The 20,917-nt window shown below is 71.2% G+C and carries 18 protein-coding genes; 8 read left to right on the top strand and 10 right to left on the bottom strand.

The features are described 5' to 3' along the window. Positions 1-24: 24 nt before the first annotated feature. Positions 25-783 (bottom strand): dienelactone hydrolase family protein, encoded by a 759-nt coding sequence (locus tag AB0J91_RS17315; RefSeq protein ID WP_363869637.1) that lies wholly within the window; start codon positions 781-783, stop codon positions 25-27. Between the two features lie 254 nt (positions 784-1,037). Here AB0J91_RS17315 and AB0J91_RS17310 point away from each other — a divergent pair, with 254 nt between their 5' ends. Continuing rightward, positions 1,038-3,074 (top strand): AAA family ATPase, encoded by a 2,037-nt coding sequence (locus tag AB0J91_RS17310; RefSeq protein ID WP_363869634.1) that lies wholly within the window; start codon positions 1,038-1,040, stop codon positions 3,072-3,074. A gap of 47 nt (positions 3,075-3,121) precedes the next feature. Here AB0J91_RS17310 and AB0J91_RS17305 read toward each other — a convergent pair whose 3' ends face one another. Continuing rightward, positions 3,122-4,093, bottom strand: a complete 972-nt coding sequence (locus AB0J91_RS17305) for an alpha/beta hydrolase (protein WP_363869631.1) — start codon at positions 4,091-4,093, stop codon at positions 3,122-3,124. An 88-nt stretch (positions 4,094-4,181) separates the two neighbouring features. Here AB0J91_RS17305 and AB0J91_RS17300 point away from each other — a divergent pair, with 88 nt between their 5' ends. Beyond that, positions 4,182-4,772 (top strand): TetR/AcrR family transcriptional regulator, encoded by a 591-nt coding sequence (locus tag AB0J91_RS17300; protein WP_363869628.1) that lies wholly within the window; start codon positions 4,182-4,184, stop codon positions 4,770-4,772. A gap of 62 nt (positions 4,773-4,834) precedes the next feature. Here AB0J91_RS17300 and AB0J91_RS17295 read toward each other — a convergent pair whose 3' ends face one another. From AB0J91_RS17295 to AB0J91_RS17280, 4 genes are all read right to left on the bottom strand, one after another. Next, complete coding sequence (locus AB0J91_RS17295) at positions 4,835-5,314, bottom strand: (2Fe-2S)-binding protein (protein WP_363869625.1); 480 nt, start codon at positions 5,312-5,314, stop codon at positions 4,835-4,837. Continuing rightward, positions 5,307-6,158: a xanthine dehydrogenase family protein subunit M gene (locus AB0J91_RS17290; RefSeq protein ID WP_363869623.1), complete on the bottom strand. Its 852-nt coding sequence runs from the start codon at positions 6,156-6,158 to the stop codon at positions 5,307-5,309. Before AB0J91_RS17290 ends, AB0J91_RS17295 begins: the two co-directional genes overlap by 8 nt. Then, on the bottom strand, positions 6,155-8,521 hold the full coding sequence (locus AB0J91_RS17285; RefSeq protein WP_363869620.1) for a xanthine dehydrogenase family protein molybdopterin-binding subunit: 2,367 nt from the start codon (positions 8,519-8,521) through the stop codon (positions 6,155-6,157). Before AB0J91_RS17285 ends, AB0J91_RS17290 begins: the two co-directional genes overlap by 4 nt. A 127-nt stretch (positions 8,522-8,648) precedes the next feature. Beyond that, positions 8,649-9,821, bottom strand: a complete 1,173-nt coding sequence (locus AB0J91_RS17280; protein WP_363869617.1) for a PLP-dependent aminotransferase family protein — start codon at positions 9,819-9,821, stop codon at positions 8,649-8,651. Between the two features lie 268 nt (positions 9,822-10,089). Between AB0J91_RS17280 and AB0J91_RS17275 the strand changes: the two genes are divergently transcribed. Together AB0J91_RS17275 and AB0J91_RS17270 are read left to right on the top strand one after the other, a co-directional pair. Continuing rightward, on the top strand, positions 10,090-11,406 hold the full coding sequence (locus AB0J91_RS17275) for an MFS transporter (protein ID WP_363869614.1): 1,317 nt from the start codon (positions 10,090-10,092) through the stop codon (positions 11,404-11,406). Continuing rightward, positions 11,403-12,821: an aminotransferase class V-fold PLP-dependent enzyme gene (locus AB0J91_RS17270; RefSeq protein ID WP_363869611.1), complete on the top strand. Its 1,419-nt coding sequence runs from the start codon at positions 11,403-11,405 to the stop codon at positions 12,819-12,821. Before AB0J91_RS17275 ends, AB0J91_RS17270 begins: the two co-directional genes overlap by 4 nt. Here the strand turns inward: AB0J91_RS17270 and AB0J91_RS17265 are convergent. Continuing rightward, entirely contained in the window at positions 12,818-13,741 is a 924-nt protein-coding gene (locus AB0J91_RS17265; RefSeq protein WP_363869736.1) for an alpha/beta hydrolase, read from the bottom strand. The two genes, AB0J91_RS17270 and AB0J91_RS17265, sit on opposite strands and share 4 nt — an antisense overlap. A 136-nt stretch (positions 13,742-13,877) precedes the next feature. Here AB0J91_RS17265 and AB0J91_RS17260 point away from each other — a divergent pair, with 136 nt between their 5' ends. Next, positions 13,878-15,113 (top strand): cytochrome P450, encoded by a 1,236-nt coding sequence (locus tag AB0J91_RS17260; RefSeq protein ID WP_363869608.1) that lies wholly within the window; start codon positions 13,878-13,880, stop codon positions 15,111-15,113. 182 nt (positions 15,114-15,295) lie between these two features. Next, a complete protein-coding gene (locus AB0J91_RS17255) occupies positions 15,296-15,760 on the top strand; it encodes a CAP domain-containing protein (protein WP_363869605.1) in 465 nt (154 codons plus the stop codon). Between the two features lie 160 nt (positions 15,761-15,920). Here the strand turns inward: AB0J91_RS17255 and AB0J91_RS17250 are convergent, their stop codons facing one another. From AB0J91_RS17250 to AB0J91_RS17240, 3 genes are read right to left on the bottom strand one after another with little or no spacing between them, the layout of a single operon-like run. Beyond that, entirely contained in the window at positions 15,921-17,891 is a 1,971-nt protein-coding gene (locus AB0J91_RS17250; RefSeq protein ID WP_363869602.1) for a hypothetical protein, read from the bottom strand. Further along, a complete protein-coding gene (locus AB0J91_RS17245) occupies positions 17,888-18,430 on the bottom strand; it encodes a hypothetical protein (RefSeq protein WP_363869599.1) in 543 nt (180 codons plus the stop codon). The genes AB0J91_RS17250 and AB0J91_RS17245 overlap by 4 nt, the downstream gene beginning before the upstream one ends. Before the next feature lie 33 nt (positions 18,431-18,463). Next, the gene (locus tag AB0J91_RS17240) at positions 18,464-19,159 is read right to left on the bottom strand and encodes a hypothetical protein (protein WP_363869596.1); all 696 of its coding nucleotides are present in this window, start codon (positions 19,157-19,159) and stop codon (positions 18,464-18,466) included. Between the two features lie 296 nt (positions 19,160-19,455). Between AB0J91_RS17240 and AB0J91_RS17235 the strand changes: the two genes are divergently transcribed. Both AB0J91_RS17235 and AB0J91_RS17230 read left to right on the top strand, forming a co-directional pair. Further along, on the top strand, positions 19,456-20,403 hold the full coding sequence (locus AB0J91_RS17235; RefSeq protein ID WP_363869593.1) for a LysR family transcriptional regulator: 948 nt from the start codon (positions 19,456-19,458) through the stop codon (positions 20,401-20,403). Positions 20,404-20,472: 69 nt separating this feature from the next. Beyond that, entirely contained in the window at positions 20,473-20,916 is a 444-nt protein-coding gene (locus AB0J91_RS17230) for a Rieske 2Fe-2S domain-containing protein (RefSeq protein WP_363869590.1), read from the top strand. Position 20,917: the final 1 nt, after the last annotated feature.

Raw genomic sequence — 20,917 nt, 5'->3', positions numbered from 1 at the left:
CCGCGCCGGCGTCGTCGACGCCGCTCAGCGCAGCGTGCGGTGGAAGAGCTCCAGCAGAGCCTCCCAGTGGCGCTCCGCCCCCGCCTCGTCGTAGGCGGCGGTGTCGGCCTGGGTGTAGCCGTGCAGTGCGCCCTCGTAGACCTCGGTGCGGAACCGGACACCGGCCTCGGTCAGCGCCTCGTCGAGCCGCTGGATCTGCTCCGGTGGCAGGGCGTGGTCCTGATCGGCGTGGCCGAAGTACAGCTCAGCGGTGATCTTCCCGGCAACCAGGTGCGGGCTGTCTTCCGCCTCGGTGGCCAGGTTGCCCCCGTGGAATCCGCCCACAGCCGCCACGCGCTCGGGATAGGCCCCGGCCGTGCGCAGCGCCATCACCGCGCCCATGCAGTACCCGGTGATCCCGACCGGTTCACCGGTGGTCAGCGGGCTGTCGGCCAGCCAATCCAGGTAGGCGCCGGCGTCGCGCATCGCCAGCTCCGGCGTGAGCTGCTGCATGATCGGGCCGATGGTCTGGAAGATCTCCGGCCGCGCACCCGGGTCGATGAACTCCGGCAGTTCGAACACCGGGGTCCGGCCCGCCCGGTAGAACAGGTTGGGCACCAGCACGGTGAAACCCTCGTCCGCCAGCCGGTCCGCCATGGCGCGGAGGTGCGGCCGCAGCCCGAAGGCGTCCATGTAGAACAGCACCGCGGGATGCTTCCCGCCGCCCTCCGGATGTGTGAGGTACGCATCTGCCACGCCATCCGGCGTGGTGATCTCCACCGAGGTCCCGCGTGCGGCCGTCATGGTGCTGTTCCTCCTCGTGGTTGACGCCGACCCGATCTAAACACTCGTTCACCAGCCGCGACGCACGGGGATCGGCCGCCGGGCGGTATGCCGGATCTGCCCCGAGCGCCCGCGAATCGCCGATGGATCCGTTCGTCCGGAACCCCGCTGCGCGGCCTCCGTCCACACCGGACGACGTGGGGCGACTGGAATTGTCGAACGCTCTCGGGCACTCTGTGCTGGTCGAACGTCCGAACATGGGGAGTCCTGGGGCTTTGAGCGGCGATGAGCTCGATTTAGAGCAGGAGCACCTGACCGAGTTGTACGCCCACGTGGACGCTCTGCGCGCACAGGCGGCTGCCCGGGTCGAAGCCGGCGGTGATCCCGACACCGTCGCCGTCTGGAAGGCCGAGGTGTCGCGCCTGGACGGGATCGAGCACGGGCTGTGCTTCGGCCGGCTCGACATGAACGACGGGACCAGCGCCTACATCGGCAGGATCGGCGTGTTCCGAGAATCAGACGACGAGCAGCTGCTGGTCGACTGGCGAGCGCCGCTGGCCCGCGCCTTCTACACCGCCACGGCGGCCGATCCGCAGGGAGTCCGGCGCAGGCGTCGGATCACCACGCGGGGCCGGACCGTGGTGGCCGTCGACGACGAGCTGCTGGACTCCGACGGGACCGAGGAGCACCTGGTCGGCGAGGCCGCGCTGCTGGCGGCCGTGACCGCCGAGCGCACCGGCCGGATGCGCGAGATCGTCACGACCCTGCAGGCCGAGCAGGACGCCATCATCCGCTCGGCGGAGCGCGGTGTCCTGGTCGTGCAGGGCGGGCCGGGCACGGGCAAGACGGCGGTCGCGCTGCACCGCGTCGCCTACCTGCTCTACACCCACGAGCACCTGCGCAACAGGGGAGTGCTGGTGATCGGGCCGAGCCGGATCTTCCTCGACTACATCGGGCAGGTGCTGCCGGGTCTCGGCGAGAACCGGGTGATCGCCTCCACCATCGCCGAGCTCGGCGGTGGCCTCGACGCCGACTCCGCCGATCCGGACGCGGAGCGCAAGGGGTCGGCCCGGATGGCCGAGGAGATCGCCCACGCGATCCGCGCGCGGGTGCGGGTACCCGATGAACCGGTCGAGGTGACCTTCGAAGAGCAGCTGCTGTCGCTGGACCCGGCGACGTGTCGTCGGGCGGCGGGCAGGGCGCGCGAGGCCGCGCTGCCGCACAACCAGGCGCGACTGGTGTTCCAGAACGAGCTCGTCGGCTCACTCGTGGGATCGCTCGTCGAGCGGATGGAATCGCTCGTGCTCAGCGAGGACGGTCGTGCCCTGGACGGAGGCAGCGCCGACGGACGGCTGAGCGCGGCCGACCGCAACGCGCTCTCGGCCGCCGGGGTGATCGTCGATCCCGATGACGACGCCCCTCGGGAGATGATCGACTCCGCCGATCGCGACGCGCTGCGCGCCTCGCTGCTGGCCGACGACGGCGTGGTGAGTGCGCTCGACGAGCTTTGGCCGGAGCTGACTCCCGAGCACGTGGTGACCGACCTGATCGGCGGTGGTCCGCGCACCTCGGCCGACGTGCCGCTGCTCGACGAGGCCGCCGCGCTGCTCGGGCACGACGCGGGCAAGGCCGTGTTCGGCCACGTCGTCGTCGATGAGGCGCAGGAGCTTTCGGAGATGCAGTGGCGGATGCTGATGCGCCGCTGTCCCTCCCGGTCGATGACCCTCGTCGGCGATCTCGCTCAGACGGGCAGCCCTTCCGGAGCCAGTTCGTGGGGTCGGATGCTGGCGCCGCACGTGGCCGACCGGTGGCGATTGGCCGAGCTGACCGTGAACTACCGGACGCCGTCGGAGATCATGGCCGCGACCGAGGACCTGCTCGCCGGCACCGGTATGCGGCCGCCGCGCTCGGTCCGGTCCTCCGGCGAGGTTCCGTGGCTGGAGCGGGTTTCCCGCGAATCGCTGGGCGATCTGGTCAGCGAGGTCGTGGCCGAGCACGCGGAGGGTCAGCTCGCCGTGATCGCGCCGCCCGTGCTGGTGGGCGAGCTCGCCTCGGTGGCGGGCGTGGGGTTGCCCGTCGACCTGACCGACGCGGTCGTGGTGCTGGAACCGGGCCAGGCCAAGGGGCTGGAGTTCGACTCGGTGCTGATCGTGGAGCCCGCCGCGATCCTCGGGGACGGCGGTTTCGGGCGCAGCGATCTCTACGTGTCGATGACGCGCGCGACCCGGAGGCTGGGTGTGGTCTGCGTGGACTCGGTTCCCGACCCGTTGGCGGGGATGGTCTCCCGCGAGCCCGCGTCGGCGGCGCGCTGAAAAGCGAGTCGCATCAGCCGCTTTCGTCTCGTCCTAGATCACCCGATCTAGTGTCCTGGGTGGTTGGTGCGTCGGCAGTCCGCACGTCCGCGATCGATGAACGCGGTCAACGCGTCCACAACCGCGTCGGGCTGCTCGTCGGGGATGAAATGCCCGGCATCTGGGATGACGACACCTGACACGTCGTCCGCCCAGGGGCTGATGGACGCGGCCATGTCGGGGATCGAGCCGTGGGAGCTGGAGATTCCCAGGGTCGGGACGGTCAAGCGACGTCGTCCGAGAACGTCGTGATTCTTGCGCGCCGATTCCGCGGCATCGCGGTAGTAGGCGAGAGACGCTCGGAGACCACCCTCGGCCGCGACGGCGGCGGCGTAGTGGTCGATCTCGGCGCTGTCGAACGTGTTCGGGGACAGCGCCTTGACCTTCAGGAACCAGTCGACGTAGTCGCGCTCGCGACCGGCGAGCAGCGTCTCGGGAAGATCGGGCACCAGGTGGAACGCGAAGTGCCAGGTCTTCCAGGCGCGGTCGGGATCCGTGGGGATGGCGTCCGGGAGGGTGATGCCGGGGATGCCGGCGTCGAGCAGAGCGACCCCGTGCAGGCGGTCTTCGTGCTTCAGGGCTAGCGAGAGGGCGACCCAAGCCCCGATGTCGTGGGCGACGAGCCAGTGCTTCGGGACGTTGAGCGCGGTCAGCGCGGCCTGGACGCGCGAAGCGACGGTGTGCGTGTCGTAGCTGTCGTGGGGGCGGTCGGAGTGGCCTTGTCCTGGCAGGTCGAGTGCGATCACGTGGCATCGCTCGGCAAGGCCCGGCATCACCTTGCGCCAAGCCCACCAGGTCTGCGGGAATCCGGCGAGCAGGACGACGGCAGGGCCGCTCGGCTGACCGCCTTCCACGGCGTGAAGTCGGATGCCGTCCGCGTCGACCCAGCGGTGGGTGAATCCCGCGAGATCGTGCAGCGGCAACCCGGAGATCGAGTTCTGGCCGCGAGAGCGGTTCGCGGTGGTCGCAGCGTCGGTCATGTCTCAAGCCTAACCCATCTTGGACCGAATGGTTCAAGATAGGATGGGCAAGGCACAACGGCCGGCTCACGAACGAGGTGCATGCGTGATGGCGGGGAAGAAGCAGTTCGATGTCGACACCGTGCTCGACGCGGCGATGGTGCAGTTCTGGCGAGCCGGGTACGCCGACACCTCCCTCGACGACCTCTCCAGGGCGACCGGGTTGAACCGCAGTTCCATCTACTCCTCGCTCGGCGACAAGGACTCGCTCTACCTGCGCTGCCTGGATCGCTATGTCACGCGCTACGGGGAAAGGTACGACCAGGCCCTGTCGAGTGCGTCCGAGGACCCGCTGCGGGCGATGCGGGAGTTCTTCGCGGTCACGCTGAAGCGCATCGCCGACCCCGACCTGCCGGACGGATGCCTGGTCGCCCAGACCGCGATGGCGATACCGGTGCTGAGACCTGACGTCGCCGCGCGCGCGAGCGAAGCTCTGGGCCTTCAGCGCGCGCGGCTGCGGACCGCCTTGAGCGCCGGGAAGTTGGCCGACAGCGACGCCGACAACTTCGCCGTTCACATCGCGGCGGTCAACCAGTCGCTGGCCGTGATGAGCAGGGCTGGGGCGAGTCAGCAGCAGCTCCGCACGATCATCGACATCAGCATGAGCGCGCTCTCGCAGGCGTTGCACGCCCGGAGCTAGGGCCTGAGCTCCAAGTTCGTCGGCAGTCCAGACCGAGCAAGTCCTGAGATGGCTGCGCCACCTCAGGAACGGCCCCACGCCTTGTTCACCGAGTCGACGATGTGCTGGTATCCGGTGCAGCGGCAGATGTTGCCGCCCAGCAGTTCCCGGATGCCGGCGTCGGTCGGGTGGTCCTCCGGTTCGGCCGCGGCGAGCGTCGTGAGCAAGCCCGGAGTGCAGAAACCGCACTGCAAGCCGTGGCACTCCTTGAACGCCTGCTGCATCGGGCTCAACCCGTTCTCCGGCGTGAGGCCCTCGACGGTGGTGATCTCGCAGCCGTCGGCTTGCACAGCGAGGGTGATGCAGGACCGCGCGGGCTCACCGTCGATGAGCACGGTGCACGCGCCGCAGACCCCGTGCTCGCAACCGGCGTGGGTGCCGGTGAGCGCCAGGTCGTCGCGCAGGAAGTCGACCAGCAGCCGCCGGGCGGGCACCGGACGCCGGATCTCGCGGCCGTTGACCATCAGGGTGACGTCGCAGCTCGCGGTGGGGGTGTCAGGCATGGGGGATCTGCTCCAGAGCTCGCCGGGTGGCCGCGCGCAGGGCGGCGCGGCGGGTTTCGGTGTCGGCGTGCACGTCCTCGGGCGGATCGACCGACGAGGCTGCGGCTGCGGCTGCGTCGTCGATCGACTCCGCGGTGAGCGGGCGGCCCAGCAGCGCCAGCTCGCCTGTGGGGAGGCGGCGAACGGTGCCCGCGACGCCCAGCGCCGCGAGCCGGGCCCGGGAGACCTCGGGTCCGTCGAGCTCGACGACGGCCGCGAGTCCGGCGAGGGCGAAATCGCCGGCGCGATGGGTGATCTCGGCGAACCCGTGACGGGCGTGCGGTCGGATCGGCCAGCGGGTTTCGGTGATGATCTCGCCCGGCCGCAGCGCCGTCTGGTACGGGGCCAGGAACAGCTCGGTGGCCGGGATCGCGCGGCGGCCGTCCGGACCGGTGGCCACCACCTCGGCGTCGAGCGCGAGGGCCGCGGCGCAGAGCTCGGCCGCCGGGTCGGCGTGGGCCAGTGAGCCGCCGACCGTGCCGCGGGTGCGGATCTGGTGGTGGCCGACGTGGCGCAGCGCGTCCACCAGCAGCGGGCAGGTCTGGGCGACCAGCGACGAGGTTTCGACCGCGCGCTGGCGGGTGGTGGGCCCGATCACCAGCTCCTCGCCGTCGCGGTGCAGTTCGGCCATGCCGGGCAGTCGGGTGATGTCGACCAGCGTGCTGGGCCGGGCCAGCCGGAAGTTCATCATCGGCAGCAGGCTCTGCCCGCCGGCGAGGAGCTTGGCGTCCTCGTCGGCTGCCAGCAGTTCGATCGCGTCGGTGACGGTGCCGGGGCGGACGTAGTCGAACGGCGGCGGTTTCACGAGCGGGCCTCCTCGATCAAGCGGCGCACCACCGGTGGAGTCAGCGGGGTCGTGGCGATCCCGGTGACGCCCAGCGGTTCGAGCGCGTTCTCGACCGCCCCGGCGATCGCCGCCGGCGGGCCGATGATGCCGGCCTCACCGGCTCCCTTGGCGCCGAACGGGGTCTCCGGAGCGGGACCGCCCAACTCCTCGACGAGCATCTCGGGGATCTCGCGGGCGCTGGGCAGCAGGTATTCCGCGAACGTGGTGGCCAGCGGCTGGCCGTCCTCGTAGGGGAGCTGTTCGTAGAGCGTTCCACCGATGCCCTGCGCGACCCCGCCGTGGATCTGGCCCTCGACGGTCAGCGGGTTGATGACGCGGCCGCAGTCGTGCACCACGGCGTAGCGCACCACCTCGACGACGCCGGTGTCGGCGTCGACGCGGACGACGGCGGCGTGGGTGGCGTTGGTGTAGCCGGCGGCGGCGTTCATCTTGCCGTCGGGACGCGGGACGTGGTCCAGGCCGGGCGGCTCGTAGACGGCGCGCGCCTCCAGACCCGGCTCGACACCTGGTGGGAGCTCGAAGGTCCGGTTCAGCGCCGACTGGGCCACCTGGGCCCAGGAGACGGCGCTGCCGGGACTGCCCCGGACCTGGAAACGCCCCTCGGTGAGCTCCAGGTCGTCCGGGGACGCCTCCAGTAGGTGTGCGGCGATGTCGGTTCCCTTGCGGCGCAACACCTCTGATGCGCGTTCGATCGCTCCGCCGGCCACGAGCGTGCCGCGGCTGGCCCAGCTGCCGAGGCCGAACGACGCCGTGTCGGTGTCGCCCATGACGACCCGGACCTGCTCGATCGGGATCGACAGCGACTCGGCGACGAGCGTGGCGACCGTGGTGTGCGCGCCCTGGCCCATCGCCGAGATCCCGACGGCCGCGGTGACGCCGCCGTCGGAGTCGAAGCGGACGTCGGCCGAGTCCTGGCTGCTCCAGGTTCCGGTGATGGAGAACGTGGTGGAGGCGACGCCCTCGACGTAGGTGGCGTAGCCGACGCCCAGGTGAGTACCGGGTTCGGCGGTGTCGCGCTCCTCGGCCAGCATCCGCGCGCCCAGCTCCACGGCGCGTTCGAAGGCCTCGCGGTGGGTGCCGGACACCAGCCGGGCACCGGCGGCGGTCTCGTAGGGCAGGTCTTGCGGGGCGAGGATCATCCTGCGCCGCAGCTCCACCGGGTCGATGCCCAGCTCGCGTCCGATCTTGTCCACCAGCCGCTCGATCGCGAAGGTCCCCTCCGGGGCGCCGAAACCCCGGTACCCGCCGGTCGGCGTCTTGTTGGTGACCACGCCCTGCACCGCGATGGCCTGGTGCGGGATCCGGTAGGGCCCGCACAGCGAGCCGACCGCGACCAGGCTCGGCCCGAACCCGGCGGGGAAGATCTCGCCGGATCCGAGGTCGGTGCGCACCCGGCCGCGCAGCGCTGCGATCGTGCCGTCCTCGCGAACGGCCGCCGACAGATCGATCCTGGTGTCGCGGGCGTGGGTGGCGGCGATCAGGTGCTCGTGCCGGTCCTCGATCCACCGGACCGGGCGCCGCAACCGCATCGCCAGCCACGGGACGAGGTATTCCTCCGGGTAGATCTCGTTCTTCTGCCCGAACCCGCCACCGAGGTCCGGCGTGATCACCCGGATGTCGCGCTCCGGCATGCCGAGGACGGTGGCGAGCATGGCGCGCACGACGTAGGCCGCCTGGGTCGAGGTCCACACCGTCAGCCGGTCGTCGCGGAACTCGGCCACCACCCCGCGACCTTCGAGCGGCACCGCCGAGTGGCGGTTCGTGGTGAACGTTCCGCTGACGGTGCGGTACCGCTCGAACGCGGCGTTCACCTCGGCGTCGTCGGGCTCGACCGACAGCAGCAGGTTGTCGTCCCAGTCCGGGTACAGCAGCGCGGCGTCGGGGGAGAGGGCGTCGTCGACGGTGTCCACGGTGGACAGCGGTTGCAGATCCGCGTCGACGAGTTCGGCAGCGTCCTCGGCGAGGTAGCGGTCATCGGCGACCACGACGGCCAGCGGGCAGCCGACGTAGCGGACCCGGTCGCGCGCGAGCGGGAAGTGCTGCACCGCCCGCACCCACGGCATCCGGTCGGGAACCGCGTCGAGGTCCAGGTCCGCTCCGTCGAACACCGCGTGCACACCGGGTGAGTCGAGCGCGGCGGTCTTGTCGACACCGCGCACCAGGGCGTGCGGGACGTCGCTTCGCACGAAGGCGGCCTCCACCATGCCCGGCAGCACGACATCGGCCACGTAGCGGGCTCGGCCGGTGAGCAGCCTGTCGTCCTCGACGCGTGGTGTGCGAACACCCAGCAGAGTGGGCCGCCCGCCCTGCATCGCCTGCATCAGACCTCCCCAGTGATCCCGCTGGACGGCTCAGTGATGGCCATCACAGCGGTGGACCCACGGTAGCCTGCTGCAGCTCCGGGGACGTGCGCAATCCTCCGGATGGACGGGACTCCGTGAGGTGCGCTCAGCCCAGGGCCTTGGCCAGTCTGCGCAGTCCCTCGGCGATGGTGTCGGGGGCGAAGGTGGTGAACGACAACCGCATCGTCGCGCGGTCGGGTTCGCTCACCTGGAACGCCGCGCCGGGCACGAACGCCACGTCGTGGCCGAGCGCCTCCTGCAGCACCTCGGCGGTGTCGACCTCGCCGGGAAGCCGCACCCACACGAACATCCCGCCCTCGGGTTCGGTGATCTCGGTGCCCGCCGGGGCGATCTCGCGCAGCCCGGCCAGCATCGCGTCCCGCCGTTCCCGGTAGGTCTCGCACAGCACGCGCACCCGAGCGTCGAGGTCGGCGGTCGCGAGGTATTCCGCCGCCGCGGCCTGATCGATCGTGGAGGTGTGCAGATCGGCGGCCTGCTTGAGGATCGTGAGCTGCTGCCGCAGCTGCGCGGGCGCGCGCAACCAGCCCACCCGCATGCCCGGTGAGACGATCTTGGAGAAGCTGCCCAGGTAGATCGACCGGTCCGGCACGCGCGCGGACAACGGGCGCAACGGCCGTCCGCTGTAGCGCAGTTCGCCGTAGGGATCGTCCTCGATCAGCCAGAAGTCGTGCCGCGCGGCGATGTCGGCGATCCGGTCGCGCCGCGCCTCGCCGATCGTGCGGCCGGTCGGGTTGGAGAACGTCGGCACCAGGTACAGCAGCGCCGGGCGTTCGTTCGCGGCGACGCGCTCCAGCGCAACGGGATCGATGCCCTCCTCGTCGGAGGGCACGGGCACGATCCGGGCCTGCGCGAGCTGGAAGCACTGCACGGCCGAGAGGTAGACGGGTTCTTCCACCAGCACCACGGCGCCGGGGTCCAGCAGCGCCGAGGCGACCAGGTTCAAGCCCTGCTGGGAGCCGGTGGTGACCAGCAGGTCGTCGCATCCGGTGGACAGGCCCTGCCGGGTGAGGCGGTCGGCCACGATCTCCCGCAGCGCCGGGTCGCCTTCGGTGGGCGAGTACTGCAGCGCGCGGGCGGCGTCGGGATCGGCGAGCGCCCGCGCGAACGCGGCGCGCAACCCGTCGGTGTCGAACAGCTCCGGGGCGGGAAGCCCGCCGGCGAAGGAGATCACGCCTGGTCGGCGGGTGAGCGCGAGCAGGTCGCGCACCGGTGAACTGGTGACCCCGTCCATACGGGTGGCACGGGCAAGAGAGGACATGAGAGCTCCTGGAACGACAGGCGATGACGAGAAGCGGGGCGTCGGGCCGCAGTGTTGCCGCTGGCGCGCCTCACGGAACGGCTTCGCTGTTCGAGGAGCCACCGGGATCGTAAAGCACCGGATCCGGCCGGTCACCCGAATTTGGCGCGGCTCACCCGACGATGAACCCGAATGGAATAGTTGCGTAACGAAACGATTCGATGTGATCCGGAAACCGCCCCGGTGGTGCGACCATGCGGAAAGGCGAGCGATTCTGGAGGACGTCTCAGTGCCACTACCCGTCGAGGTCGGGATCGGTACCCGCACCAGGATCGGCTACTCGTTCGGCTCGCTGGTCACAGGCTCGTTCTCCACAGTGCCCGGTCTGCTCCTGCTGCCGTACCTGACCGACACCTTGGCCGTTCCCAGCGCGGTCGCCGGGGCGATCGTGCTGCTGCCGAAGGTGTGGGACGTGGTGTTCAACCCGATCGCCGGGAGGCTGTCGGACGCGAGCCTGGTGCGCCACGGCAGCCGACGACCGTTCCTGCTCTTCGGCGGACTGGCCGTCGCAGTGCTGTTCGCGTGCATCTTCGCCCACCCCGGCTTCGGTGACACCGCGCTGGACGCCGGCTACGTGATGGTCGTGTACCTGCTGTGCGCCACCGCGTTCGGGCTGTTCCAGGTGCCCTTCAACGCGCTGCCCGCCGAACTCACCGCCTCCTACGGCGAGCGCACGCGGCTCACCAGCTGGCGGATGGGATTCCTGGCGGTGGCGGTGCTGCTGGCCGGAGGCGGCGCGCCGGGCATCGCCAACGGCATCGGGGGAGTGGCCGGCTACCGGGTGATGGGTGTGGTGATCGGGCTGGTCATCCTGCTCGGGGCGGTGCTGATGGTCCTGGGCATCCGCGACGCGCCGGTCGGCAGGCGACGCCCCGGCGCGCAGGGGTGGCGCGATCTGGTGAGCACGATGCGGCGGTGGCGTTCGTTCCGGCGCTTGGTGCTGGCCTATTCGGTGCAGGCACTCGGGCTGGCGACGCTGCTGGCCGGGGTCAGCTACGCGTCCCGGTACGCCTTCGGCGATCCGGCGGTGCAGACCTGGCTGTTCGTCGGGTTCGTCCTCCCGGCCCTGGTGACGATGCCGCTGTGGCCGAGGATCGGCGAGCGCCAGGGCAAGCTGTGGGGATTCCGCGCGGCCTGCATCACCTTCGGCGTGGCCTGCGCCGGGTTGTGCGCGGCACTGGTGCTTCCGGTGGGCGTGTCGTTCGTGTTCGTCGCGCTCGCCGGAGTCGGCTACGCGGGCATCCAGGTGTTCCCGCTGGCGATCATGCCGGACCTCATCACCACCGAGGAAGAACGGACCGGCGAGACCCGCGCGGGCGTGGCAGCCGGGGTGTGGACCGGCGCGGAGACCTTGGGCATGGCACTCGGCCCGGGGCTTTTCGGGATGGTGCTCGGAATCGGCGGATACGTGTCCGGTGTGGACGGAGCCGTGCCGCAACCGGGCAGCGCGGTGACCGCGATCGTGCTCGGATTCTCGCTGCTGCCGGGTGCGCTGGTGCTGCTGGGACTGCCGCTGCTGCGGCGTGACGTGCTGGAGGGACGATGAGGTCCGCCGACGAAGTCCTCGCCGAACTGCGCGCGCTTCGCACCGCCGACGTCCCCACCCACGGCGGGCGCACCCTGGCCTACGTCTACGACAGCGGGCTCGACGGGCTCGATGAGCTCGCGGCCGCGGCGCACGCGGTGGCCTCCAGCGCCAACGGCCTGGACCCGACCGCGTTCCCCAGCCTGCTGCGCATGGAGAACGACCTGGTCGGCGCCGCGTCCCGGCTGCTGGGCGGCACGGAGCGCACGGTCGGCTCGGTGACCTCGGGTGGCACCGAGTCCTGCGCGCTCGCGGTCCTGGCGGCCCGCGAGGGAAGCCCCGGCGTCACCGAGCCGAACGTGGTGCTTCCCTCCACCGCGCACGCCGCGTTCCACAAGGCCGCGCACCTGTTCCGGGTCCGTCCCGTGGTGGTGCCGGTCGATCCGACGTCCTTCCGGGCCGACCCGTCGTCGATGGCCGAGGCCATCGACGAGAACACGGTGCTCGTGGTCGCCAGCGCGCCGTCGTACGCGCACGGCGTCCTGGACCCGGTTGCCGAGATCGCCGCCGCCGCAGCCGCGCGCGGGGTGCGGATGCACGTCGACGCCTGCATCGGGGGCTGGGTGCTGCCCCACTTCCGGCGCCTGGGCAAGGCGGTGCCCGAGTTCGGCTTCGCGGTCGAGGGCGTCACCAGCGTGTCGGTCGACCTGCACAAGTACGCGTACTGCCCGAAGGGCACGTCGGTGCTGCTGCACGCCGACGCCGAACTGCGCCGGGGTCACTTCTTCGCCGGGGCCGGGTGGCCCGGGTACACGATGCTGAACTCGACGCTGCAATCCACTCGTTCCGGCGGCCCGCTGGCCGCGGCCTGGGCGGTGTTGCAGCACCTCGGCGACGACGGGTACCTCGCGCTCGCGCAGGCGTCGCTCGACGCGGTGGAGAAGGTGCGGGCGGAGATCGCAGCCGTCGACGGCGTGCGGCTGCTCGCCGAACCCGACTCCACGCTGCTCGCGCTGACCACCGACGACGGGATCGACCTGTTCACCGTCGCCGACGAGATGAGGACTCGCGGCTGGTACGTGCAACCGCAGTTCGCCCACGAGAACTCGCCCGCGAACCTCCACCTGACGATCACGGCGGCCAACCGGGGCGGCGAGGCCGAATTCGGCGCCGCCCTGCGGGAGTCGGTCGCCGACGCCCGGGCCGCGGGTCCGGTGGAGGTCGACGAGGACGTCGCGGCGTTCCTCGCCGACCTCGACCCGGACGCGCTCTCGCAGGAGGAGTTCGGCGCACTGCTCACAGCAGCGGGCATGGGCGGTGGGGCGGCCCTGCCCGAGCGCATGGCCGAGATCAACGCGATGCTCGCGCTCGCGCGCCCGAAGCTGCGAGAACGCCTCCTGCAGGAGTTCCTCGGCCTGCTCTACCGCCCGTCCTAGTGCTCGAAGTGCGCTCGGCGGAGGTGCTCGACGATCAGGTCGTAGGTCGCGCGCGCCAGGTCGTCACCGCCTCCGAGCTGGTCGTAGCCGTGATCGACACCGGGGATGTCGCGGTGTTCGCGCAGCACCCCGGCGCGACGCAACGCCTCGGCGTAGCGCAGCCCCTCGGCGTTGAGCAGGTCGAGCTCGGTGGTGATCAGCAGCGCGGGTGCTGTGCCCGCCAGATCCGCGCCGTTGTCGCCGTGGGCGGGTGAGGCCAGCGGGTCGAGGCCGAGCGCCTTGTCGGGCAGGTAGGAGTTGTGGAACACCGCGGACATCCACGGTTTCAGGAACGGCGGCTCGGTGCGGTTGCGGGCGCTGAGCTTCTCCTCCGTCGAGGTCACCAGGTCCAGCGCCGGGTAGTGCAGCACCTGCAGGGCCAGGTGCGGGCCACCGGCGTCGCGTGCCTGCCGGGCCACCGCGGTGGCCAGCGAACCACCCGCACTCGCCCCGCCGACGCTGAGCCGCTGCGGATCGACGCCGAGTTCTCCGGCGTGCTCGGCCGCCCAGCGCGTCACCTCGAAGCACGCCTTCGGCGGGATCGGGAACGGGTGCTGCGGCGCGACCGGGTAGTCGACGTTGAGCACCGCGACCCCGGCGTGGGCCGCGAGGTAGCGGCACAGCGGATCGTCCTGCTCGGGATAGCGGATGATGAATCCGCCGCCGTGCAGGTTGATGTGCAGCGGTGGGGCGTCGCCGCTCGGCGGCAGGTACAGCGTCGCGGGCACCACGCCGTAGGGGGTGGGAACCTCGATCCGGCGGGTCGCGCACGCGATGTCGGGGAATCGGCGCTGGCGGCGGAGGTGCGGTGCCAGCGAGGTGGCGCGCTGGATCAGCGTGGCGGCGACGCGCGTGACGACGGGATGGCTGAGCACGGGCATGGCGATCACGGTAGTCACCTGTCCTGCGCGAGGGGAGTGGTCACCACCGGCTCGCCGGATTCGCGGTGTTGTTGTCGGTGTCGCGATCACCTGAGTAACGTCGAGGCGGGGGAACGATGTCCAGGGGGATGCGCACGTGAACATCGACGACGCCGGCCTGACGCTCGCCGACCCGACCGCCTACGCCGACGATCAGCGGCTGCACGCCGCGTTGAGCGCGCTGCGGCGCGAAGATCCGGTCCACCGGGTCGACCCGCTGCCCGAGGTCAACCCGTTCTGGGCCGTGACCAGGCACGCCGACGTGCTCGAGGTCGAGCGGCAGCACGAGACGTTCATCAACGAGCCGCGACCGATCCTGGTGAGCGCGGCGCAGGACCGCTACACCGCAGAGCACGGCCGGATGCTGCGCACCCTGGTCCACATCGACGACCCCGAGCACAAGGCGATGCGGTCGGTCGTGGCCGACTGGTTCCGGCCCCGAGCCCTGCGCGAGATCGAGGTGGACGTCCGGCGCCTGGCCAAGCGCTCCGTGGACAAGATGGCCGAACTGGGCGGTGAGTGCGACTTCGCGCAGCAGATCGCGGTCGACTACCCGCTCTACGTGATCCTCTCGCTGCTGGGCCTGCCGGAGTCGGACTTCCCCCGGATCCTGCAGCTGACGCAGGAGCTGTTCGGCAGCGACGACGCCGAGCTGCGGCGCGGCCGCTCACCGGAAGAGCTGCTGCAGGTCCTGCTGGACTTCTTCGACTACTTCAACCGCATCACCGCTGACCGGCGCGCTCACCCGACCGGCGACCTGGCTTCGACGATCGCCAACGCGCGCATCGACGGAGAGCACCTCTCGGAGGCCGACGCGGCCTCGCAGTACGTCCTCATCGCCACTGCGGGGCACGACACCACCAGCTCCACGATCGCCGGCGGCTTGCAGGCGCTGGTGGCCCACCCGGGCGAGATGGAGCGGCTGCGACGGGATCCGGAGCTGATCCCCTCCGCGGTCGAGGAGATGATCCGCTGGGTCACGCCGGTCAAGGAGTTCATGCGCACGGCGACGACCGACTACGAGCTGGGTGGCAAGCGCATCGAGGCGGGTGAGTCGCTGCTGCTGTGCTATCCCTCGGCGAACCGGGACGAAGCGGTGTTCGACGACCCGTTCCGGTTCGACGTGGGCCGTGATCCGAACCGCCACTTGTCGTTCGGCTTCGGCGCGCACGTCTGCCTGGGCGCGACGCTGGCCCGGATGGAGGCGCGGGCGTTCTTCGCCGAACTGGTTCCTCGCCTGCAGTGGGTGGAGCCTGCGGGGGAACCGGAGTGGAGCGACACCACGTTCGTCGGCGGGCTCAAGCACTTGCCGTTGCGCTACCGCATCACGTGAGTCCGCGCAGGGTGGCGGGTGTGGCGCGCGTGGCCGGATACTGTCGTCGGGACGCGTGGCGGCGGCCCCCGCATCGCGCTGCCCGAGGTGATCACTCTGAGTAGCGAGATGGTGTGAAGTGTTGGCACAGCAAGGTTTTTGATCTGAATGCCGTCCCGTGAACTGCCGTAGTTTTCGGGGCCATGACACCGAAGACAACGCTGTCCGTAGTCGCAGCCGCCCTGTTGATCGGTGCCGGGATGAGCACCGCGGCGGTGTCCATGGCGGCCCCGCCGGCGCCCCCGGCGCAGGACGAGGTCGTGGCGCTGGTCAACAAGGTCCGCACCGGGGCCGGGTGCGCCCCGCTCGTCGTCGACGGCAGGCTGACCAAGGCCGCCACCGAGCACAGCGCCGACATGGCCCGCCGCGGCTACTTCAGCCACACCACGCCCGAAGGCGTCACCTTCGACGAGCGGCTGCGGGCCGTCGGCTACCCCGGGCCCGGTGCCGAGAACATCGCCCGCGGCCACACCAGCGCGGACGAGGTCGTCGACGGCTGGCTGAAATCCCGCGGCCACCGCAAGAACATCATGAACTGCTCGCTGCGCACCATCGGCGTCGGCGTCGAGCACGACGGCAACTACTGGACCCAGGACTTCGGCCGCTAGCGGCCGTGCGAGCAGCCGGTGATCTCCACGTCCAGCTCTGCCTCGCCGAGCAGGTTGCGGACGAACCGCTGTCGTGGCCCCAGGTGGTGGGATCTGCTGCGGCGCGGCGGGTTTGGTGCGGGTGACGTCGGCGCTCCAGCAGCCGAACCGGACGAGCCGTTCAGAGTTCGTGGGGCGTGGGGCGGTTTCCCGCGACCACTCCGACGATCACGTACCTGTCGGTTCGGCTGTGCGGTGGCCGGTGCCTGGCGAGCCAGACGGATTCGTCGACGCGCGGTGCGCCGTGCGGGTGCGGGGTCAGGTCCAGCACCAGCAGCTGCCCGAACGGCACGTTCGTGCCGCCGTACTCCGCGGCTTGCGGCACGTGCTCGGCCTCGATGCGGCCGCGCGAGGAGTCGCGGAGCTCGCGCTTGATCTCGGTGACGTAGCGCAGCGATCCGAAGGTGGTGGTCACGTCCGCCCGGCCCATCGCCAGGTCGGTGGCCTCCACCGCCACCAGGCCGCCGAGCTGCCCGGTCGCCAGCCACTGGTGGTAGTCGCGCTGCAGGTCCGACTCGCGCGGACGGCGTTCGCCCTCGCGCAGCGGACGCCGGTAGTCGGCCTCCCCGCGGCCCCAGGTCGTCGACGTCAGGTCCGCGCGGCTGAACAGGAATCGCAGGGTCTGCTCCAGCAGCATCCCGAACGTGGCCCGGATCCGGCCGGTGAACTCCGGGGAGTCGGCGAGCTCTCCCAGAAGCCTCTCCAGCAGCGGGTCGAGGACGGGGTGCGCGGTGCGGGAGCGTGCGATCTCGCTGCTGTGCACCACTCCGTCCAGCAGCCGCAGATCGTCGTCGCACAGGCCCGCGGTCAGCCCGGTCGCGTGGCGTTCTCCGAGCACGCGCACCAGCGCGGGTGCGAGTCGGCGGGCGCGGGAGGCCGCAGCATGGCCGTCCTCGTCCTCATCCACGTCCGGCGGGGTCCGGGTGGCCTGCGGCAGGTCCGGGCGGCGATCGGCTCCGGTGCACTCGATGCGGTCCAGCAGCAGCTGCACCGTGCGCGGCGGCAGTGGCGGGTTCTCGGTGGCCGAAGCCTCCACGACGGTGCGGCGCAGCGCCGCGAGCCGGCTCTGGCTGCGCACGATCGCGTTCTCGATGGTCGGCTCGATCACCACCGCCAAGCCGGGTGCGGTGCGCGCTCCGGGGAGCGGTTGCAGCGACCGGACCTGGGTGTAGGCGTCGAGCACGGCACCGAGGGCCTCCCAGACGTCCATCCAGATCGTCTCGGCCAGCCGCGCCGCCGCCGCGCGCAACAGCAGCACGAGCCGCCGCCACGCGGGCTCGGCGGCGTGCCGAGGTCGCAGCCACCGCGGTTGGTGAGTGCCGCGCAACCAGGCAGAACGCTGGTCCAGCGCGGTGGTGAGCCGATCCGCGGCGTCGGCCAGTCGGTCCTGGTCCTGGGCCGCGAACGCCAGGATCGCGTCGCACGCGGCCGCGTAGGCGCGGGCGTCGTGGCGCGCCTGCTCCGCGGCGTCGACCGTGGCGAACCGCGACCGGGCCGCCGTCAGCGATTCGAGCACGGCGGGCATCTCGGTGGCGGTCAACGCCGTCCGCAGGTCGTCGCAGGCCAGCTCGAACGCCGCGTCGATCGCGGCGGCCTCGTCGTGGCGCAGCCGGTCGAGCGCTTCGCGCAGCGGCGTGGTGATCGCGGGTTCGCCGACCCACCGGTCCATGGCCGCACCCAGCAGCCGGGGCAAGGTCTCGGTGAACTCCTCCGGCGACGTCGGTGCGAACCCGGTGAGCCTGCCCAGCACCGTGAACGGCGAGACGGCGTCGGCGATCGCCAACCGGACGGCCCCTTCCAGCCGGCTCGCCGCGATCAGCGGATCGCGCTCGACGACCGGGCCGAGATCGTGCAGCAGCGCGTCGTGCAACCGAACGCCGTGCGCCTGGACCACGTCCGGTCCGGCCAGCAGTTCGTCGATGGTCGAGGCCAGCGCCAGGAGGCTGCGCTGCGCCGGGAGACCGTCGATGAACTCCGCCAGCGCGCCGCGCCAGCCGGGGGCACCTCGGCCCGCTGCGGCCGTCAAAGCCCTGGCCAGAACCGGGGCCTGCGGTCGGGCCGCCACCGCCCCCGGTGGTCGCTGCGGGGTCACCGGCGCCGATCCGGCGCGGGAGTGCCGGTGGGGTTGTCGCCGCTCCGCGGCCGGGGCGGCACGGTGAGCTCTGCGACCAGCTCGGCCAGCGCGACCTCGGCGCCGCGCAGCCTCCCCAGCGCCGCGGTCTCGGCCGCCTCGCTGGAGGCCAGCCGCAGCCGCGCGGCGATCTCCGGTTCCGCGGCCTCCGACGCCGTGGCCGACAGGTCGCTGGTGCACACCGCGCACCGGTGGTTCTCGCGCTCCTCGCGACGTCGCTGCTCGGAGATCGGGGTGTCGCAGCGGGGGCACGAATGCGGTTCCAAACCGTGGAAGAGCACCCGCGCGACGTCCCTCTCGGCGCTGTCGTTGAGCGAACGCTCGTCGGCCTGCCTGCGGTGGCGGGCCGACCGGTGCAGCTGGTCGAGCCGGTCCCACTTGCGTTCCGCCTCGGTGATCCGGCGCCGCAGGTCCGGGGTCGGCGAGTTGCCGCCGGAGGCGAGCAGGCGGGCCACGGCCTGAGCGGGCATCCCGGTGATCGTCGAGAGTCGTTCGTGCATCGGCGAAGGTTGGGTGCTCATCGTCAAAACCCCCTACGCGGCTCGCAGTTCCGCGCGAAGCCGGGCGAGCCGGTCGCGGACCCGCTCGGCGATGGTGGCGATGGGTGTGCCGCGTCGCGTGCTGGCGTACTCGGCTTGCAGGTACTGGCGGTTGCGGAGTTCGTTGCCGCCGCGCCCGTCGGCGAGGTCGAGCACCAGCGTCACGCGGTCGACGTAGTAGCGGAAGACCGGTGCTCGGGCGATGATCGTGCGGGCGACTCGCCTGCCTCGTTCCAGCAGGTAGTAGTCGTGCCGCCTGGTGTGCCCGACCCGGCCGCGGCGGCGGCGCACGATCAGGCCGGCGCTGCGCAGCACCGCCAGCGCGTCGTCGAGCGGTTCGTAGGCTCCGAAGTGGTGGCGCAGCATCGGATACCGGCGCACTTCGGGTTCTTCGGAATCGAGGATTCGGCCCGCCAGTTCGAGCAGGTGCCCGTCCGCGGTCCGCTCGTACTCGTTGAGCAGTTCGTCGGCGAGGAAATCAGGGCTGCGAAGCCAGAAATCGAGCTTCTGCAACCTCGTCTGCCCGGTCACCACACCGACCGCGTCGGCCAGCGCCGGGTCCGGGACCGGGAAGGACAGCTGTTCGGCGGCACCGTCGATCAGCAGCAGCAACCGCACCGCATCCTGTTCCCGGCTCGTCACGGGCGAGTCAAACGTCTCGTCTGGCTGGTCACCCTCAACGTTGCGCACGTTCAACGAGCGTGCGGTCCGGTGGAATGGTTGAGCTGTACTGCGAACCAATGGGAGGTGTCGTTTTCGGAACCAATCGGTGCTCCGAATTCGTGACGTGCGACGACGCAACCCGAATGGATCAATCCCCAGGCTTCTCGCCATCCGATCGGCGCAACGTCGCAACGTTGTGAGCACGACCCGTGCGTGCACGCTATCGGGACCCGATGACCGGCGCAAGCGGTTCTTGACACCGCGAATGCGGTGGGTGTGAATGTTCCCGGGGACCGGGCAAGGGCGCGACGGGAGCTGATCAGGTGAAGCAGTCCGGATCGACGACGCTGGCGAACCTGGACCTCAACCTGCTCGTGTTCCTGCGCGAACTGCTGCGCGCCCGCAACGTCACCCGAGCCGCCGAGAGCATCGGCGTCACCCAGCCCACCGCCAGCGCCGCGCTGGCGAGGCTGCGCAGGCACTTCGACGACGAGCTGCTGGTGCGCAAGCGCGGCGGCTACGTCCTGTCGCCCCTGGCGGTGGAGCTCGACGCGCAGATCGAGCCGCTGTGCGAGGCCACCGAGCGGCTGTTCACCACCGCGCCCTTCGACCCGGCCAGCACCCAGCGCGAGTACAGCCTGCTGATGCCCGACTACGTCCTGGAAGCCGTCGGGGAACCGATCTCGCGGGCGCTGCACCACCAGGCACCGGGCGCGAAGCTGCACATCATGCTCGTCACCGGCCGCCTGCCGACCGACCTGGTGGAGACGCTGCGGCTGATGGACGGCCTGGCCTCCACGCCCAACGCGCGCCTGCGGGTGTCGGGGATGCGCTGCACCGAACTGTTCCGGGACCGCTGGGTGTGCGTCGTGGACGCCGCCACCGTTCCCGCGGGATGGCGCGCGCTGCCGGCCGCGGAGCTGCGCCGGCGTCCCTGGGTCGTCCCGCACCACCCCGGCCGCGAGTACCCCTCCACCGCGCCGCTGGCGCCGCTGATGGCCTCGTTGCAGCTGGTCCCGGACGTGGCGGTGCGGGTGGACAGCTACCGCGCCACTCCCTACTTCGTGGGCGGCACCGACCGGGTCGCGGTGGTGCAGGAAAGGCTCGCCAGGCGCCTCGGCGACCGGACCGACCTGCGCATCCTCGACTGCCCCGGCGAGCCCGAACCCATCGTGGAAACGCTGTGGTGGCACGAGAAGCACGAGACCGACCCCGGTCACCGGTGGATGCGCGAGACGGTGCGCGAAGCGGTGCGCGACACCCCGGTATAGAACGCCTCGATGCTGCGCATCCTGATTTTCAGTTTCCGTTGGCAGCGCGGAACTTCCTACCGTCGGAGCATGAGAATCGTGGTGGCCAGGCTCGACGAGTTCCCGCCCGGCTCGCGCAAGGTCGTCGAGGCCGGACGCCGCTCGATCGGCGTCTTCCGGGTCGGGGACCGGTTCTACGCGCTGAACAACCACTGCCCGCACATGGGCGGGCCGCTGTGCGTCGGTCACACCAAGCCCTGGGTGGTCTCCACCCAACCCGGCGAGTTCGCGATGCGGGGGGAGGACGCGCTCATCGCCTGCCCCTGGCACGGCTGGGAGTACGAGCTGGCCACCGGCCAGTCCTTCCTCGGTCCCGGCGAACCACCCGTGCGCACCTACGAGGTGCGCCTGGAAACCGCCGACGAACCAGCCGAACCCAAGAACGGCCGGATGCCCGGCCCCTACGTCGCCGAGACGTTCCCGGTCAGCGTCGAGGACGCCTACGTCGTGGTCGACACCAGCCCTCGGAGGTGAA

Origin of the sequence: Saccharopolyspora sp. NPDC049357 (assembly GCF_040677225.1) — a bacterium.
In the GTDB taxonomy this organism is placed as follows: domain Bacteria; phylum Actinomycetota; class Actinomycetes; order Mycobacteriales; family Pseudonocardiaceae; genus Saccharopolyspora.
This window is presented reverse-complemented; position numbering and strand designations above follow the sequence as displayed.

Coding starts and splice junctions, on each gene's coding strand:
- AB0J91_RS17315 (WP_363869637.1), bottom strand. CDS start 783: ATGACGGCCGCACGCGGGACCTCGGTGGAGATCACCACGCCGGATGGC.
- AB0J91_RS17305 (WP_363869631.1), bottom strand. CDS start 4,093: ATGACCGACGCTGCGACCACCGCGAACCGCTCTCGCGGCCAGAACTCG.
- AB0J91_RS17300 (WP_363869628.1), top strand. CDS start 4,182: ATGGCGGGGAAGAAGCAGTTCGATGTCGACACCGTGCTCGACGCGGCG.
- AB0J91_RS17295 (WP_363869625.1), bottom strand. CDS start 5,314: ATGCCTGACACCCCCACCGCGAGCTGCGACGTCACCCTGATGGTCAAC.
- AB0J91_RS17285 (WP_363869620.1), bottom strand. CDS start 8,521: ATGCAGGCGATGCAGGGCGGGCGGCCCACTCTGCTGGGTGTTCGCACA.
- AB0J91_RS17280 (WP_363869617.1), bottom strand. CDS start 9,821: ATGTCCTCTCTTGCCCGTGCCACCCGTATGGACGGGGTCACCAGTTCA.
- AB0J91_RS17270 (WP_363869611.1), top strand. CDS start 11,403: ATGAGGTCCGCCGACGAAGTCCTCGCCGAACTGCGCGCGCTTCGCACC.
- AB0J91_RS17265 (WP_363869736.1), bottom strand. CDS start 13,741: ATGCCCGTGCTCAGCCATCCCGTCGTCACGCGCGTCGCCGCCACGCTG.
- AB0J91_RS17255 (WP_363869605.1), top strand. CDS start 15,296: ATGACACCGAAGACAACGCTGTCCGTAGTCGCAGCCGCCCTGTTGATC.
- AB0J91_RS17245 (WP_363869599.1), bottom strand. CDS start 18,430: ATGCACGAACGACTCTCGACGATCACCGGGATGCCCGCTCAGGCCGTG.
- AB0J91_RS17230 (WP_363869590.1), top strand. CDS start 20,473: ATGAGAATCGTGGTGGCCAGGCTCGACGAGTTCCCGCCCGGCTCGCGC.